The organism is Paenibacillus sp. P2(2022), assembly GCF_029522175.1.
In the GTDB taxonomy this organism is placed as follows: domain Bacteria; phylum Bacillota; class Bacilli; order Paenibacillales; family Paenibacillaceae; genus Paenibacillus; species Paenibacillus polymyxa.
Window position 1 is genome coordinate 999,101 of sequence record NZ_JAKWFI010000001.1, and the last position, 14,838, is coordinate 1,013,938.

Here is a 14,838-nt window from a genome sequence, read left to right on the forward strand (position 1 = left end):
TATAAAATATTTAATTTAGTTCTGATTGGATAGAGGAGGAAGGGGCATGCAACCTAAACCGCATATTGTACATTTGCCAGTATATCAGCCCGGTAAACCGATTGAGGATGTGAAACGTGAGCTGGGACTCGATGAAGTAATCAAGCTCGCCTCAAACGAGAATCCGTATGGCAGCTCTCCCAAAGTGTTGCAGGCCATTCAGCAGGAGTTTGCTAACATCAGTGTATATCCTGATGGAAGTGCAGTTGCTCTGACACAGGCACTAGCTAAACGGACGGGATTAAAAGAAGAACAATTTATCTATGGCTGTGGCTCTGACGAAATTATTGCGTTGATTACGCGTGCATTCCTCCTTCCAGGGGAAGAAAGCATCATGGCTGATCAGACATTTTCCGTCTATAAAAGTAACGTGGAAATTGAGGGAGCAGTTGCAGTTGAGGTGCCTTTGCGTGACGGTGTACATGATTTGGATGCCATGCTGTCTCATATCAATGACCGTACAAAAATTATTTGGATCTGTAATCCAAATAATCCGACGGGAACGATTGTACCCGAAGCTGAGCTGATTGCGTTTCTGAACCAAGTGCCAAAGCATATCATGGTGGTGCTGGATGAAGCCTACGCTGAGTTTGTAATAGATCGTTCGTATCCAGACGGCATTCGCTTGTTGTCAGCTTATGAAAATTTGGTTGTACTGCGTACCTTCTCCAAAATCTATGGTCTGGCTTCGCTACGTATCGGATATGGTATGGGAGCCGAGGCAACCATTCGCTTGATCAATCAGGTTCGTGAGCCATTTAATACTTCACGGGTAGCACAGGCTGCGGCCATTGCTGCCTTGGAAGATCAGGAATTTGTTCAGGAATGTCGGGATCGTAATGCAGAGGGTAGAGCTTATTTGCAAAATGAGCTGAAGCGTTTGGGGCTGGAGTCTTTCCCGGCACATGGTAATTTTATTATGCTGGACGTACGTCGTCCATCCGGTGAGGTATTTCAGGAGTTGCTTCGTAAAGGTGTGATTATTCGCGCAGGTCATCACAAATATCCGACATATATTAGGGTGTCGGTTGGATCACAGCCGCAAAATGAGTTGTTTATTCGTGCGCTGGAACAGGTCCTGGGGGCGGAAGCGGCGAAAGTACGCCTATAATTTCCGCAGATGGGATTTGATAATAGATGAAGATTGCCATTTTCGGCGTGGGACTGATTGGCGGGTCCCTCGCACTTTGTTTTAGAGGGAAGCCGGATATTACTGTGGTCGGTCATGCTCATCTTCCTGAACTGATAGAACCGATGCTAAGCCGTGGTGTCGTGGACACCGCGACTCTTTCGGTTGAAGAGGCGGTCAAGGATGCCGATTTTATTTTTTTATGCGTTCCGGTTGGTTTACTGGAGCATTATCTCGAATTGTTAAGCAAGTTACCGCTTAAAGCGGGGTGTATTATTACCGACGTAGGTAGCACGAAATCGGCGATTGCCAAAAAGGCATCAGAAATATCTTTGCACAATGCTTACTTTATCGGGGGTCATCCGATGGCTGGCTCGGAGCGTTCCGGTGTCAAGGCCGCTTCTGCGTTGTTGTTTGAAAATGCATATTATGTGCTTTCCCCTGCAGAGGGTGTGCCTGAGGAAGCTTACAGCTCGCTGGAGCGCTTGTTGAAATATACCGGTGCTCATGTTGTGCGTGTCCAACCTGATATGCATGACGATATTGTCGGTGCGATTAGCCATCTTCCACATATTATTGCAGCAGCGCTGGTGAATCAGGTACGAAAGCACAATGATGAAAATCCGTTGTACCGTACATTGGCTGCTGGTGGGTTTCGTGATATTACACGGATAGCCTCTAGTGATCCGGTTGTGTGGCGGGACATTTTGCTGAGTAATCGTGATGTTTTACTGGGCCTGTTAGAAGAATGGAATGGGCAGATTGAGCGTTTTACTCACTTGCTGAGAACACAAGACGGAGAGGGAATTGCTGACGAATTTTTGACAGCAGGGCATTTCCGTAGTGAACTGCCAGAGCGTCGTAAAGGAGTTATTGTCTCTACGTTTGATCTGTATATTGATGTACCGGATACCCCAGGGATTATCGGAAGAATTGCAATGGAACTAGGAAATCACAGCATTAATCTGAGTAATATGCGAATCATTGAAAGTCGGGAGGATGTTCCTGGCATCATGAGGCTTTCCTTCCGTCAAGAGCAGGACTGGGAGCGTGCCAAAACCTTACTGGATTCGATGGGCTATAAAGTGGTGGTATAAAGGGTGAAGAAAGTATGTGTGTTTGTTAAGGAGATACTCCGCTCCGCGATTCATTTGATCTTACGATCGCTGTTGCAGGGGGATTCTTTGGACGATTTGAAATCTTTAAAGGAAAGAATCCCCCTGCAAAGGCGAGCGCTACGCTTCTCCAGATTCAAATGAATCGCTCCGCTACGGACGCCTTAAAAGCATCATACTTTCTGGAGTGAAGTAGTAAGAAAAGATTTAAAGCGGGCGAAGGTTCTCTTCCCGCTTTTTTGTTATTTGAAGAGTCGATGGAATGGTCCTTTACTACTTATTAATAAAGAAAAAAAAGACCACCCGGGTAAAGCCCCGGGTGGTAGCTACTTTCAGTAAAGTAGCTGAGTAGGATAGGAGTGGAGAGAAACCATACTGTACTTTTATTATATGTATACGTTTTCATTTTGTCAATATTTTTTTAAAGCGTTTTCTTTTTGTTTAATTATCCTTATTGGTGCTCTAAATGAAACACTTTAATTGGATTTGTCATTTATCTTGAATAAACTTAAAATCCATTGAAAAGCGGTTTAAATGAATTAGCTGCCAGCGTTAGGGAGCCTTTGATGGAAATCGTGGGGATTTTGGACTTTTTTACTGGCGGCCATTTTGTGGTACAATGGGTAAGTCCATTTTGGATATTGAATATTGTTGGGGATAGCACCGTTAATGTTGGCACTACATAGGGTAAGAAAATAACAAATGTTCCATGATGCTGTTTCATCCATTTGCGCAGAGGGCGCAACTTTTTTTGGCCTGTTCGGTATATATAGACAGAATCGGACGGGAAAACAGCACATGTATGGGCGAGGAGGGTCTCACTCGGATGATGACAGATTCCCAGATGATTCAGGAAATCAAACAAGGTAATGTTGAGGTTTATTCAGAATTAATGAGGCGGCACCAACGTAAAATTTTAGCTTTTGTTTATCATATGCTGAAAAGTTCGAACCTGGAAATGATTGCTGAGGACTTATGCTCGGAGACGTTTTATAAAGCGTATCGGAGCCTGCATTCTTTTCGCGAGGTAGATGCATCGTTCTCCACTTGGCTATATACAATTGCACGCAATACGGTGCTAAGTGAGCTTCGTAAGCACCGTAGTGGTCAGGTTCCATTGGAAGAGAGCGGTTATGTACCGGTAGCTCCATCGGATGTAATCCCGGAGCAGGCTGTTCTTCGCGGTGAGAAGGTAGAGATGGTTCGTGAAGCAATCAACAGATTGCCTGAGAAGCAGCGATCTGCGCTGATTTTGCGTGAATATGAGCAATTAGATTATCAGGAGATTGCGACTATTTTAGGACAGACGGTCAGTGCGGTGAAGTCATTGCTTTTCCGGGCAAGAACCAGTGTGAAGACGCAGTTGGAGCCTTATTTTTTTGAGCCTCTCTATGAGGAAAACGAAGGGATGAGCAGCCAATGAAATCCAGGGACGCTGAGGATTTGTTCGCTACAGGCAAAAATGTATCGAAACAAGACTCGGAGCGCAGACGGGCCAAAAGCTCGTCTGCCGGGTGGGAGCATGGTTCGGAAGAGAATGATTGGAATTTGTCAAAAGAAAGTCGATCGGCTATTCGTGATATTTCCTTTGAAATAACAGATGATAAGCTAGAGGCAATGAATCGTAGAGTCATGGATCGAATTTATGAAGAATCACCGTGGCTTGTTCCGGGCGAGCATCGACGTGCGCGTGTGAACCCAGCAGCCCGTAAGTATATGTCTGTATGGATCGCCGGCTTCTTGGCCGTATTTTTGTGCAGCTTTTTGTTTTTGAACTGGAATGGAAGCTCCTCTCAGGAAAATCCCCCCCAAGCGGCTCCTGTCATGGACACGGGTATTTTACCGACAGGCCTGCTGGAAACTACAAGTACATCTCCACAGTATCAATACCACATTAAAGATGTGAATAGTGGCATTATGGATCCGCTGGTTGCAAGCATTGTTCCTACTTACCCGCAATACTGGATGTTGTTGTCTGTATTGGCACTTGCGCTTGCTTTATTTTCTCTGGGCTGGATCCATCGGACGAGAAGAGTTAGAAATTAGCTGGCAGATGGGCTCCATATAAAATTCATTATATGCCTGAATAACACAACAGCGGAGGACTGACACAATGCTTATTGGCTTGATCAGACATGGATTGACGGATTGGAATGCGGTAGGTAAAATCCAGGGGCACAGTGATATTCCGTTGAATGAGGAAGGGCGTCGGCAGGCACGCTTGCTGGCAGAACGATTGAAGGAAGAGCCTTATCAATGGAACGGGCTTATTACCAGTAGTCTCTCCAGAGCGAAAGAGACGGGGGATATTATTGCCTCTGCCCTGCATTTGCCATTGCTGGAACCTGATGATCGACTAAGAGAACGTGCTTATGGTCAGGTCGAGGGGATGACACAGGCCGAACGTGAAGAGAAGTGGGGAGTTGACTGGCATCTGCTGGATTTAGGGCAGGAAAGCGATGCAGATCTTCAGCTTCGTGCGATAGCTTTTATGGAGGCTCTTTGGACGGAAAATCGGGACAAGAATCTGTTGATCGTTTCCCACGGCGGTTTTTTGGCTAATTTGTATAAGGCTCTGTATCAGGAAAAATTTACAGAACGAATTGGCAATTTGTCACTAAGTGTACTCCAGCGTGAGGATGCGGACTGGGAACCGCTTTTATATAATTGCACGAAGCATTTGCAAGAGAAAAAGTGACTGCAACTCCAATACTTTGTGAAAGACCACGGCTTCTACTCATCGTAGAGTCGTGGTCTTTTTGTTTTTTAATTATACCTTTGCAAAAAAAGAGGTTTAGAGTCTGAAGATTCCGTCAAAGCTGTGGGTACAACAGGTAAGAATCATTTCCGGATGACAGTCCAGTGACGAGGCGATGGAACAATGAATCTGGCGGATATGCTGACATTTGCGGATATTGTGCATTTGAACAGAATCGCAGTGTATTACGATTGTGACTGCAAACCTAATTCCAAGCATGAGTTGATCCAAGGGATTTTGACAAAGCTCGGCAGTAGTAGTTTTTTTGAGACGCAGGTCAAGGAGCTGAGGTTGTCAGAGGTAAGGTTTTTGAATGCGCTATTGTTCGATGACCGACCTTATTTCAGTATGGAGGAATTGATTGCGATTGCCAAACAGTCTGTCGAGCAGGACGGAGATGTTGGTGAGCGACCACGAGATATTGTGACCCGTCTACGTTCTAGCGGCTGGTTGTTCAATGGTTCAACGCACAATACGAGATATTTGTACCAAATTCCTTCGGATATGAAGGAGCGCTTTCGGCGTGTTATGGTACATGACTTTCAAAACGGAATGATCCGGGTAAGCGAACCGTCGTCGTACCGGGATGAAGGGCATCTACTGGCGGAGGATTTACGGCTTTTCCTTCAATATATGAGGCAGCATGAGGTTCTGCTTAATCCTGAGGGAGCTTGGTACCGTCGCAATCAGCAGCAGCTAATGGAGCATTTGCACATTGCGGAGCCGTTATTGGGTAAAGGAGGATGGCGTTTTGGCTATGGTTCCTCTTTTAAGTTTTATCCGGATCGAATGGCATTACTGTATGATTACGCCCGGCACTCCAAGTATATTGAGGAGAAGGGAGACAGGGTTGAGCTGACCGCAAAAGGGGAGGCACAACAGGAACTCGCAATTGAGGATGAAATGATACAGCTATTCAGGTTTTGGTTAAGATTGTATAAAGGAGCCGTACCCAATCTGCTTTCACTAGTCTACTGGATTGGAGAATGTGCCAGGCCATGGACTTCCTCAGAGTCGCTTTTTGTGCATATCGGCCCACTGATCCGACCGTTTTACTATGATACCTCCCGTTCGGTCTTTGATCAGAGGATTATACGAATGATGCTTCACTTGGGTATGCTTCGACAAGGTGAGCATCCGACAGGACCCTCTGTACAAATGACGGCCTGGGGGCAGATGTTGGCGGGAGAGTGCCGTCTTGGGCGAAACGACTCGGGTGTACAGCTCCATTGACAAGCAGTACACATGTTGATAGAATTTCACCCAAAATATGAGAGGGTGAAGTTGATGCTAATTCACTACAACGGAAACTTGCCACAACTCCATTCATCTGTCTATGTGGCAGAAGGAGCAAAAATTGTCGGAAAAGTAACGATCGGCCAAGATTCCTCCGTATGGTTTAATGCCGTACTGCGCGGGGATATGGCGCCTATCATTATCGGTGAACGCTGCAATATTCAGGACGGTGTCGTGGGACATGTGAACACGAATCAACCCTTGTTGCTGGCGGATGATATTTCGGTAGGACATGCTGCCATTATCCACGGTTGTACGATAGGCAAAGGCACTTTAATTGGTATGGGGGCCATTGTACTCAACGGAGCGGAGCTTGGTGAATATGCTTTAATAGGAGCAGGGTCGGTCGTTACGGAAAATACCAAAATACCACCCTATACTCTTTCTATCGGTACACCTGCCAAAGTGGTGCGCGAATTGACAGATGCAGATTTACAGCGGATGTCACGAACGACACTCAGCTATGTGGCGAAAGGAAAAGAATATAGGATCTCTTAAACTCATGTTGGAGGTGCATCCTATGGATAAAATGAAGGTTACTTATGAGGTAATGTTGGGCCTGTCTGCTGAGATGGTTTTGGACGAGGCATTACGTAAACACCGGAGTGAAAAACTCTACAAGGATATTGATGAGGCGTTAGCCTCCGGAGATGAAGTAGCTTTTCGTCATCTTACGGATGAGCTGAAAGCAATGAGTTAGAACGCTTTTGGTAAGCTTAAGGTGGTCATTTTGACCAAGCGCCAGTTCGAGATTATATCATCAAACCTGACTGTAACGGCGGTCAGGTTTTTTTGATACGCTTGGATATGATATAGTCATTGTAGGATAGTGCCTGTACAAGGCAACTGTCGTATGAACGGAGGATGAAGGACGTGTCGTTATCTTATTTGTGGAGCCGGTCGTTCTTGACGAGCCGGCCCTTTTTGTGGCTGCTGTTCTGGTGTAATTTAGTTGGAACGGTGTATGGGTACATATGGTATGGCGGACAGCTGGAATATACACTGAATTATCACCCGGCGTGGCAGATTGTATTTGTGCCTGATAGTCCGACGGCCAGCCTATTTTTTACGATTTCTATTGCGTTTTTGCTCTATCCTCCGCATCTCAAAAGCTTGAAGGTCATTCGTCAGATCATGGAATCGTTGGCTATCGTTACAAGTGTAAAGTATGGCATTTGGGCTTCGGCTATTATTTTGTGGGGAGTTGCGCAGGGGGGGCCTATGGTGTGGCAGGATTGGATGCTGATAGCATCTCACACAGCAATGGCGGTCGAAGCGTTACTGTTTATACGGTTTTTTAGCTGCAAATGGATTGCTTTATGCTTAGCCGCACTTTGGACATTGTTAAATGATACGATGGATTATACCTATGGCATATACCCTTATCTTCCCAGGACGCTAACGGATGATGTGACGCAAGTGCGTACTTTTACCTACATGCTGACCCTTGTTAGTATTGTAGCGGCATGGCTTGCCATGCTAGCACGCAATCGAAAGGTATCGTCTTATCGTGAACTAGCTTGAATCTTTTGAATGGAGAAATAGAGATGCATATCGTTATAAATCAGAAGGAATATGTATTCCAAAAAGGCATCCGTGATGATCACAAAATAAAAGCAAGTTTTAATTATTTAGCAAAACAGAGTTTTGGTTTTGATTTTGAAACCTGGTTTCAATTGGGGGATTGCAAACTACAGGAATCAAGGTTTGAGTCGGTTTTTAGTAGAGCAAGCGCTGAAAGATTGGCATGGCAATTGTGATGGTATCTATCTGTTTGGAAATGATAGTGTGAAGGATTTTTATCCTAGATTCGGCTTCGCTTCGGCACCTGAGTATCAATGTAGTCGGAAGGCACCTACCAGCAACCTAAACATAAAGATTGATCAATTAAATATGGAAGAAATGCCGGATTTGCAGTTGTTGAAAATGAAGAGTGCTGACTTCAATCCGTATTCACTTTTTTCTGCGGAAAACAATGAGTGGTTAGTTTTATTTTATAGTACGTTATTTTTTAAAGACAAGTTTTGGCACATACCTCAATACGATACGATTGTTGTTGCAGGTTTCGAAGGAGATACGATGAACTGTTACGATATTTTTGGAGCGGGCGACATTCCTTATACTACACTGTTTTATATGACTAAGCACCCAAACAGATGTAATGAAAATCCACTTATGTTTCCTGTTTTGTCCAGAGCATAGCCGGTTTCGAATGATTCACCTAAAGCCAGTTCTAGTCCCGTTAACCTTGCCATACAGTAAGGTGAGGAGGGATGTCCCATGATTAGGGGTCGGGGGGTTCGTATTACGTTACGCTTGGTTTCGAGTATTGTGTTATCCATGGTCCTGCTGTTGTCCGTCTGCGTCCCTCCAGGTATGGCAGAAGCGCGCGATCAGTCAAAACCCGAAGGTAATAGCAAGGAAATTGAAGAACTGGATCATGCAGCTGCGACACTGTACCGTGACGTAATGGACGGGAATATTGAAAAAGCGCGCGCGGATGTAGCCGAGGTGAGCAGATGGTTCAGCACTGGACAGGTGCAGGCAGCGCTATCTGTAGAGGCCATTCATGCTCTATCCGGTAGCATCCTGGAGGTGCAGCAAGCTACACAGTCGGTTCAAGCATCCCCGGATGAGTGGGTGAAGGCAGCGGCCAATTTACGGCTTGCGACAGATGCGATTGCACACCCACGCCAGCCCTTATGGCAGCAGTATTATAAGATTTTAAGAGAAGATGTTAGCGGTTTGAATAACCAGTTTGCAAAAGGGAACATGAAGGGATTCAAAGCTGGTACCGAAGTGCTGGAAGACCACTATGAAACGATTCGTACAGCAGCATTGATCCATGGCAGAACAACCGAGGTCGTGCGGACTGATTCCTGGATTTCCTACGTCAAAGGATTGGGGGATCAGCAAAATGCAGATGCCTCAGCGATTAGAGGAGCACTGGACCAGGGCAACCCGACGTTGAATGCCTTGTTTGGACGTGAAAAAGACGCTACCGCACTGGCACCATTTATCCCGCGTGAGAGTGAGCGCCGGGCTGAATTGGCTATCGGCATGATTGTGCTGTTGGCGCTGGCCTATGCAGGTTATCGTAAATATCGGGCTGGTTTCACTGGGTAATGATGAAAGTTTGAACATTCGCATCGCTGGCTGTGGAGCCATTCATAGATGTCAGCCCATTGCCCGGATTACCGGGCTATTCCTCTTTGAACCCCTCGCCATGTACATCATGCACATCCTGAATGATGATAAACGCCCGTGGATCAACTGATTTAACAATTTGATGCAGTCGTCTTATTTCCTGACGGGACACGACACAATAGGCAACATGCTTGGCCTGTTTGGAAAATGCACCTACAGCCGGAATAATGGTAACTCCGCGATCCATGTCCCTGGTAATAATATCTGCGATATCCATCGTGTGGTCGCTGATAATCATAAAGGCTCTGGCAGAGTACGCCCCTTCTTGTATAAAATCAATAATCTTGGACGCGATGAACACAGCCACTAATGTATATAGAATTTTTTCTTTGGGTATGTAAAGTAGTGAAGCACCGATAATGACAATATCAATGACCAGCAGAATCCTTCCCATACTCCAGCCAAACTTCCGGTTTAAAATACGAGCGATAATATCAGAGCCTCCAGTAGTGCCGCCAAAGCGGAACACAATACCTAACCCGGCCCCAAGCGTAACCCCCGCATATAATGAAGAAAGTATAAAATCGTGTTCAGTCTGAAAGGTCCCCATCCATCCGAGATGAATCATTTTTTCAAACAACCACAAAAAGAATGTGAGCGACCCGATACCAACCCCCGTGTATATAATCTGCTTGCCCCCAAGCATTTTCCATCCAATCAAAAATAATGGAATGTTCAGTAACAAAGTGGAGAGAGAAGGTGAAATCGAAAAAGCATAATTTAGCAGCAGGGTGATCCCTGTAATACCGCCTTCCATCAGTTTACTGGGTATAATAAAATAAAGCAGACCGAATGCATAGATGGCGGTGCCAAATACGATGGGCAAAATCAATTTAAGCTGTTCCATAGACTTGGATATTTTCATATGATCCCTCACAGTAGCAGTTTAAGGATGGCGACTACATGCAATTTTTGCTAAATCGCAGCCCCTTATGTTTAGTATACCTTTTTGCGACAGCTTTAAAAGACAGATGACTGCAAATTGGGTTCGTTAGTTCACAATTAAAAAAAATTTGTTTTAAAATGTGCTTTACGATAACATATGAATAAACCTGCACATGGGGGGATTGCGTGTTTCATGGAAAAATCGTTAGATGAAATTCAACGTGAGGTAGACCAGTATATCTCTCAATTTAAGGAAGGGTATTTCAGTCCTTTGGCCATGTTGGCCCGGATGTCCGAGGAAGTCGGTGAACTGGCAAGGGAGGTCAATCACTCCTTTGGTGAGAAGCCGAAAAAAACGGATGAGGCGGACAATTCCATTGAGCTGGAACTGGGGGATATTTTGTTCATCACTGTTTGCTTTGCGAACTCACTGGGTATCAATTTGACTGAGGCACATGATAAGGTTATGCATAAATTTAACACGCGTGACGCGAATCGCTGGACCAAAAAGGACACCGATTAGGCGTTTTGTACATATGCTGTACCAAACCGGTTACCCGGAGGTGCAGTGTCATGAAGGCGGAGGAATACGTTCAGAAAGCTTATCAGTGCATTTTGCAGAACGATTTTGAGCAGGCGGTGGAATGGTTTGAAAAAGCGATTTCAGCCCAGCCTGATCATGCGGAGCATTATTTCCGTTGCTCGGTTACCTATGCTCGCAGTGGACGATTGGAGCAGGCCCTGGCATATGCAGAGCATGCGGTCCGTCTCGCTCCACAGCAGGATGAATATGTTCTCCATCTGCATGCGCAGGAAGCCAGGCAGTATACAGAAAAAGCCAGAAAAATGCTGGAGGTCGACAGAGCTACGCCACAGATGCGCCAGGATGCGATTTTGCTGCTCGAACGGGCAATTTCCCTTGATCCGTTATGTGGTGACGCATTTTTACTGCTCGCTTTGATTTATGACGAATTGAATGAATATAAGCTGGCTGTGCAGGCTGCTCGTGAGGCTGCAGCGCTGTTTCCTCATAATGTGCAGCTTGCCAACCTCATGAAGAAATTATGCCAGCAGATGAATGAACAAATCTAGCACAAATGGATGCATAAGGAGTTGTAGGGATATGTCAGAACCAATAAAAGTGGCTGTCGTTGGAGCAGCAGGACGTATGGGCCGTGAGGTGGTCAAATTGGTTCTTCAGGATGAGGAACTACAGCTTGTAGCCGCAGTGAACAGAACACACGCCGGCAGTGATGCCGGCCTTCTCGTCGGACTACCGGAAGCTGGTATCGCTATTATGGAGGATGTAGAGCAGGCTTTACTGGAGAGTCGAGCCGATGTCATGGTTGACTTTACGGGGCCGCGTTTTGCGTACGCACATACAGCGCTTGCTATTAAGCATGGAGTTCGTCCAGTTATCGGTACGACAGGGTTTACTCCTGAACAAATTGATGAACTGGACAAGCAGTGTCGTGAGCAACAAATTGGTGGTCTGATTGCGCCCAACTTTTCGATCGGCGTCATTTTGATGATGCGGTTTGCGGCTCAGGCAGCGAAGTATTTCCCACATCTGGAAATCATCGAATATCATGGTGACCAAAAATTGGACGCGCCCTCAGGTACAGCCATTAAGACTGCTGAACTGATCGCCGAGCAGCGTCAGGAGCTACGACAAGGCAACCCGGAAGAGGAAGAAACGCTAGAAGGATCGCGTGGCGGTTATTATCAAGGCTTCCGCATTCACAGTGTCCGTCTTCCCGGTGTGTTCGCACAGCAAGAAGTCATATTTGGAGGATTTGGACAATCTCTGAAAATTCGTCAGGATTCATATGAACGGGCTGGATACATGCCTGGTGTTAAAATCGGTATCCAGAAGGTAATGGAGCAGCCGGGGCTTGTATATGGTTTTGAACATTACATTGATTAAGAATATACGAATGAATTGATGAATGGAATTATAGAATGAGGCAGGAGGAATTTCGAATGTTAAAGATTGCATTTATAGCGCATGATCGCAAAAAGGATGAAATGGTTAATTTTATTACGGCATATGAGCATGTTTTTACAGATCACCAATTATATTCAACAGGTACAACAGGTCAGCGCATTATGGAGCAAACCAAGCTTCAAATTCACCGCTTCATGTCTGGGCCGCTTGGTGGAGATCAGCAAATCGGGGCTATGGTTGCGCAAAATGACATGGACTTGATTATATTTTTGCGTGATCCACTCATGGCACAGCCGCATGAGCCGGACATTAGCGCATTATTACGTCTGTGTGATGTACAGGGGATTCCTTTGGCAACCAACGTTGCAACTGCTGAAATACTGGTTAAAGCGTTGGATCGTGGCGATTTTGCTTGGCGTGAGCTGGTACATAAATATAAACCGGGCATTGACCAGCAGGGTGATGTAAAATGACGCTGGACATCCTGATTTTCGGAGCCCATGCCGACGATGCAGAAATAGGAATGGGAGGCACGATTGCCAAGCATACAGCCGCTGGGTTAAAGGTGGGGGTGTGCGATTTGACACGGGCTGAAATGTCATCTAATGGTGATGTGGATACTCGTATGGCAGAAGCTGAACACGCTTCAAAAGTGCTCGGGCTGGCTGTGCGGACGAATTTGGGTCTGCCTGATCGTGGGTTATATGTAACTCCTGAACATGTAGCTGCAGTTACAGCAGAAATCAGACGCCATGCACCAAAAATTGTATTTGCTCCTTATTGGGAGGATCGGCATCCGGATCATGTCATGTGCAGCAAGCTAGTAGAGGAAGCTGTGTTTAACGCCAAGTTGAGACGCTTTATGCCAGAAAGTCCTGCGGTACAGGTAGAGCAATTACATTTTTACTTTATTAATGATATCGGCAGAACGGACTTGATCGTGGACATTACCGAGCATTATGAAGCCAAGGAACAGTCGTTGTTGAGTTATGTTTCGCAATTTCAGGCAGCGCCTGGGAAGGATACGGTATCCACACCACTGAATCAGGGGTATGTGGAACGTGTAAAAGCTCGGGACTCGTTGTTGGGTCAACGTAAACTGATTTCATATGCAGAAGGATTTGCGTCCAAAACGCCATATCTGGTTAAGCTATTCAAATAAGGACTATATACTTACGCATGTTGTAGAATGCTGAAATACATGGGCATACGAGTGATTATGGATGGACGGAAGGAGGCAGCTTAGCTTGAATGACAAACTGAAAATTGGGATTACCTGTTATCCGTCGCTGGGTGGCTCTGGCGTTGTGGCTACAGAGCTGGGCAAGTTGCTGGCAGAAAAAGGGCATGAGGTTCATTTTATTGCCAATAGCATTCCGTTCAGATTAGGCGGGGCGTTCCAGAAGAATATTTTTTATCATGAAGTTGAGGTTAACGATTATTACGTGTTTAGATATCCGCCATATGATTTGTCGCTAGCGACAAAAATGGCCCAGGTGGCTCAAATGAAGAATTTGGATGTACTCCATGTCCATTATGCTGTTCCGCATGCAGTATGCGCATATTTGGCGAAGGAAATGGTGGGCGATCATTTGAAAGTGGTTACCACCCTGCACGGTACAGATATTACAGTGTTGGCACAGGATGAATCATTAAAGGATCTGATTCGACTGGCTATTAACAAAAGTGACGCTGTGACAGCCGTCTCCAAAGATTTGATTCGGGAGACGATTGATGCGTTGGAAATAACACGACCTATTGATTTGACTTACAACTTTGTAGATAAACGAGTATATTATCCACGAGATGCTGCTGCGCTTAGGAGAGATTTTGCCCAACCGCACGAAAAAATTATGATGCATATTTCCAATTTCCGTCCTGTCAAAAGGGTGGGAGATGTGCTGGATATATTCGACAGAGTGCAACAAAAGGTACCTGCGAAGCTACTGTTGGTGGGAGAAGGACCGGATCTTCCGAAAATTCGTTGTAAAATCGAAAGTTTAGGCTTACAGGACAAAGTCTTCTTTTTAGGTAAGCAGGATCAAATCGCAGAAGTGATTTCTATGGCAGATGTGCTGTTGCTTCCGTCGGAGAAAGAAAGTTTTGGTCTAGTTGCGCTGGAAGCCATGGCTTGTGGAGTGCCAACAATCGGTTCTCAGGCAGGAGGAGTACCTGAACTCGTTGTACATGGAAGTACGGGGTATCTGGCTGAAATCGGTAATACAGAGGCGATGGCAGAATATGCTGTAGAACTGTTGTCCGATGAAGCAATGGCGGAACGTTTCCGTGAAGCGTGCCTGACACGCGCACGTACCGTATTCTGTGATAAGCTGATTACTCGTCAATATGAAGAGATTTATTACCGTGTGTTGGGACGCGAGGTGCCGGATCTTAAACCGATCAGCGTTTAAGGGGGCGGACTCGCGTCCGTTTTTTTATTGAATACTTGCAAAGGGGGAAA

At 45.7% G+C, this 14,838-nt stretch carries 18 protein-coding genes; 17 read left to right on the forward strand and 1 reads right to left on the reverse strand.

The window, feature by feature from the left end:
* The first annotated feature begins 46 nt into the window (after positions 1-46).
* The 11 genes from hisC (at position 47) to MMB75_RS04385 (ending at position 9,463) form a co-directional block, all read left to right on the forward strand.
* Positions 47-1,150, forward strand: a complete 1,104-nt coding sequence (hisC, locus tag MMB75_RS04335) for a histidinol-phosphate transaminase (protein ID WP_017427553.1) — start codon at positions 47-49, stop codon at positions 1,148-1,150.
* Between the two features lie 26 nt (positions 1,151-1,176).
* Positions 1,177-2,265 carry a prephenate dehydrogenase gene (locus MMB75_RS04340; protein WP_019687857.1) on the forward strand — a complete coding sequence of 363 codons (1,089 nt, stop codon included), beginning with the start codon at positions 1,177-1,179 and terminating at the stop codon, positions 2,263-2,265.
* 844 nt (positions 2,266-3,109) lie between these two features.
* Entirely contained in the window at positions 3,110-3,706 is a 597-nt protein-coding gene (locus tag MMB75_RS04345; RefSeq protein ID WP_013310707.1) for an RNA polymerase sigma factor, read from the forward strand.
* Positions 3,703-4,329: a hypothetical protein gene (locus tag MMB75_RS04350; RefSeq protein ID WP_013371659.1), complete on the forward strand. Its 627-nt coding sequence runs from the start codon at positions 3,703-3,705 to the stop codon at positions 4,327-4,329. The genes MMB75_RS04345 and MMB75_RS04350 overlap by 4 nt, the downstream gene beginning before the upstream one ends.
* Before the next feature lie 67 nt (positions 4,330-4,396).
* On the forward strand, positions 4,397-4,981 hold the full coding sequence (locus MMB75_RS04355; RefSeq protein ID WP_031461663.1) for a histidine phosphatase family protein: 585 nt from the start codon (positions 4,397-4,399) through the stop codon (positions 4,979-4,981).
* Between the two features lie 183 nt (positions 4,982-5,164).
* Positions 5,165-6,274 (forward strand): hypothetical protein, encoded by a 1,110-nt coding sequence (locus MMB75_RS04360; protein WP_031461662.1) that lies wholly within the window; start codon positions 5,165-5,167, stop codon positions 6,272-6,274.
* Between the two features lie 54 nt (positions 6,275-6,328).
* Entirely contained in the window at positions 6,329-6,835 is a 507-nt protein-coding gene (locus tag MMB75_RS04365) for a gamma carbonic anhydrase family protein (protein ID WP_016822194.1), read from the forward strand.
* Between the two features lie 22 nt (positions 6,836-6,857).
* Positions 6,858-7,037 (forward strand): IDEAL domain-containing protein, encoded by a 180-nt coding sequence (locus tag MMB75_RS04370; RefSeq protein WP_013371655.1) that lies wholly within the window; start codon positions 6,858-6,860, stop codon positions 7,035-7,037.
* 173 nt (positions 7,038-7,210) lie between these two features.
* Positions 7,211-7,861, forward strand: coding sequence for a DUF1405 domain-containing protein (locus MMB75_RS04375; protein ID WP_031461661.1), 651 nt, complete (start codon positions 7,211-7,213; stop codon positions 7,859-7,861).
* 129 nt (positions 7,862-7,990) lie between these two features.
* A complete protein-coding gene (locus MMB75_RS04380; protein WP_230681877.1) occupies positions 7,991-8,539 on the forward strand; it encodes a GNAT family N-acetyltransferase in 549 nt (182 codons plus the stop codon).
* Positions 8,540-8,617: 78 nt separating this feature from the next.
* Positions 8,618-9,463, forward strand: a complete 846-nt coding sequence (locus MMB75_RS04385; protein WP_031461659.1) for a sporulation protein YpjB — start codon at positions 8,618-8,620, stop codon at positions 9,461-9,463.
* 76 nt (positions 9,464-9,539) lie between these two features.
* Here MMB75_RS04385 and MMB75_RS04390 read toward each other — a convergent pair whose 3' ends face one another.
* Positions 9,540-10,409: a YitT family protein gene (locus MMB75_RS04390; RefSeq protein ID WP_016822189.1), complete on the reverse strand. Its 870-nt coding sequence runs from the start codon at positions 10,407-10,409 to the stop codon at positions 9,540-9,542.
* Positions 10,410-10,622: 213 nt separating this feature from the next.
* Between MMB75_RS04390 and MMB75_RS04395 the strand changes: the two genes are divergently transcribed.
* From MMB75_RS04395 to bshA, 6 genes are all read left to right on the forward strand, one after another.
* A complete protein-coding gene (locus MMB75_RS04395) occupies positions 10,623-10,952 on the forward strand; it encodes a nucleotide pyrophosphohydrolase (protein ID WP_007430805.1) in 330 nt (109 codons plus the stop codon).
* 50 nt (positions 10,953-11,002) lie between these two features.
* Positions 11,003-11,521 (forward strand): tetratricopeptide repeat protein, encoded by a 519-nt coding sequence (locus MMB75_RS04400; RefSeq protein WP_016822188.1) that lies wholly within the window; start codon positions 11,003-11,005, stop codon positions 11,519-11,521.
* Between the two features lie 31 nt (positions 11,522-11,552).
* Positions 11,553-12,356, forward strand: a complete 804-nt coding sequence (gene dapB / locus MMB75_RS04405; RefSeq protein WP_016822187.1) for a 4-hydroxy-tetrahydrodipicolinate reductase — start codon at positions 11,553-11,555, stop codon at positions 12,354-12,356.
* Positions 12,357-12,412: 56 nt separating this feature from the next.
* Positions 12,413-12,850, forward strand: coding sequence for a methylglyoxal synthase (gene mgsA / locus MMB75_RS04410; protein ID WP_013371648.1), 438 nt, complete (start codon positions 12,413-12,415; stop codon positions 12,848-12,850).
* Complete coding sequence (gene bshB1 / locus MMB75_RS04415; RefSeq protein WP_045244460.1) at positions 12,847-13,539, forward strand: bacillithiol biosynthesis deacetylase BshB1; 693 nt, start codon at positions 12,847-12,849, stop codon at positions 13,537-13,539. The genes mgsA and bshB1 overlap by 4 nt, the downstream gene beginning before the upstream one ends.
* 85 nt (positions 13,540-13,624) lie before the next feature.
* Positions 13,625-14,788: an N-acetyl-alpha-D-glucosaminyl L-malate synthase BshA gene (gene bshA, locus MMB75_RS04420; RefSeq protein ID WP_016822185.1), complete on the forward strand. Its 1,164-nt coding sequence runs from the start codon at positions 13,625-13,627 to the stop codon at positions 14,786-14,788.
* Positions 14,789-14,838: the final 50 nt, after the last annotated feature.

Coding starts and splice junctions, on each gene's coding strand:
- hisC (WP_017427553.1), top strand. CDS start 47: ATGCAACCTAAACCGCATATTGTACATTTGCCAGTATATCAGCCCGGT.
- MMB75_RS04340 (WP_019687857.1), top strand. CDS start 1,177: ATGAAGATTGCCATTTTCGGCGTGGGACTGATTGGCGGGTCCCTCGCA.
- MMB75_RS04345 (WP_013310707.1), top strand. CDS start 3,110: ATGATGACAGATTCCCAGATGATTCAGGAAATCAAACAAGGTAATGTT.
- MMB75_RS04350 (WP_013371659.1), top strand. CDS start 3,703: ATGAAATCCAGGGACGCTGAGGATTTGTTCGCTACAGGCAAAAATGTA.
- MMB75_RS04355 (WP_031461663.1), top strand. CDS start 4,397: ATGCTTATTGGCTTGATCAGACATGGATTGACGGATTGGAATGCGGTA.
- MMB75_RS04360 (WP_031461662.1), top strand. CDS start 5,165: ATGAATCTGGCGGATATGCTGACATTTGCGGATATTGTGCATTTGAAC.
- MMB75_RS04365 (WP_016822194.1), top strand. CDS start 6,329: ATGCTAATTCACTACAACGGAAACTTGCCACAACTCCATTCATCTGTC.
- MMB75_RS04370 (WP_013371655.1), top strand. CDS start 6,858: ATGGATAAAATGAAGGTTACTTATGAGGTAATGTTGGGCCTGTCTGCT.
- MMB75_RS04385 (WP_031461659.1), top strand. CDS start 8,618: ATGATTAGGGGTCGGGGGGTTCGTATTACGTTACGCTTGGTTTCGAGT.
- MMB75_RS04390 (WP_016822189.1), bottom strand. CDS start 10,409: ATGAAAATATCCAAGTCTATGGAACAGCTTAAATTGATTTTGCCCATC.
- MMB75_RS04395 (WP_007430805.1), top strand. CDS start 10,623: ATGGAAAAATCGTTAGATGAAATTCAACGTGAGGTAGACCAGTATATC.
- MMB75_RS04400 (WP_016822188.1), top strand. CDS start 11,003: ATGAAGGCGGAGGAATACGTTCAGAAAGCTTATCAGTGCATTTTGCAG.
- dapB (WP_016822187.1), top strand. CDS start 11,553: ATGTCAGAACCAATAAAAGTGGCTGTCGTTGGAGCAGCAGGACGTATG.
- mgsA (WP_013371648.1), top strand. CDS start 12,413: ATGTTAAAGATTGCATTTATAGCGCATGATCGCAAAAAGGATGAAATG.
- bshB1 (WP_045244460.1), top strand. CDS start 12,847: ATGACGCTGGACATCCTGATTTTCGGAGCCCATGCCGACGATGCAGAA.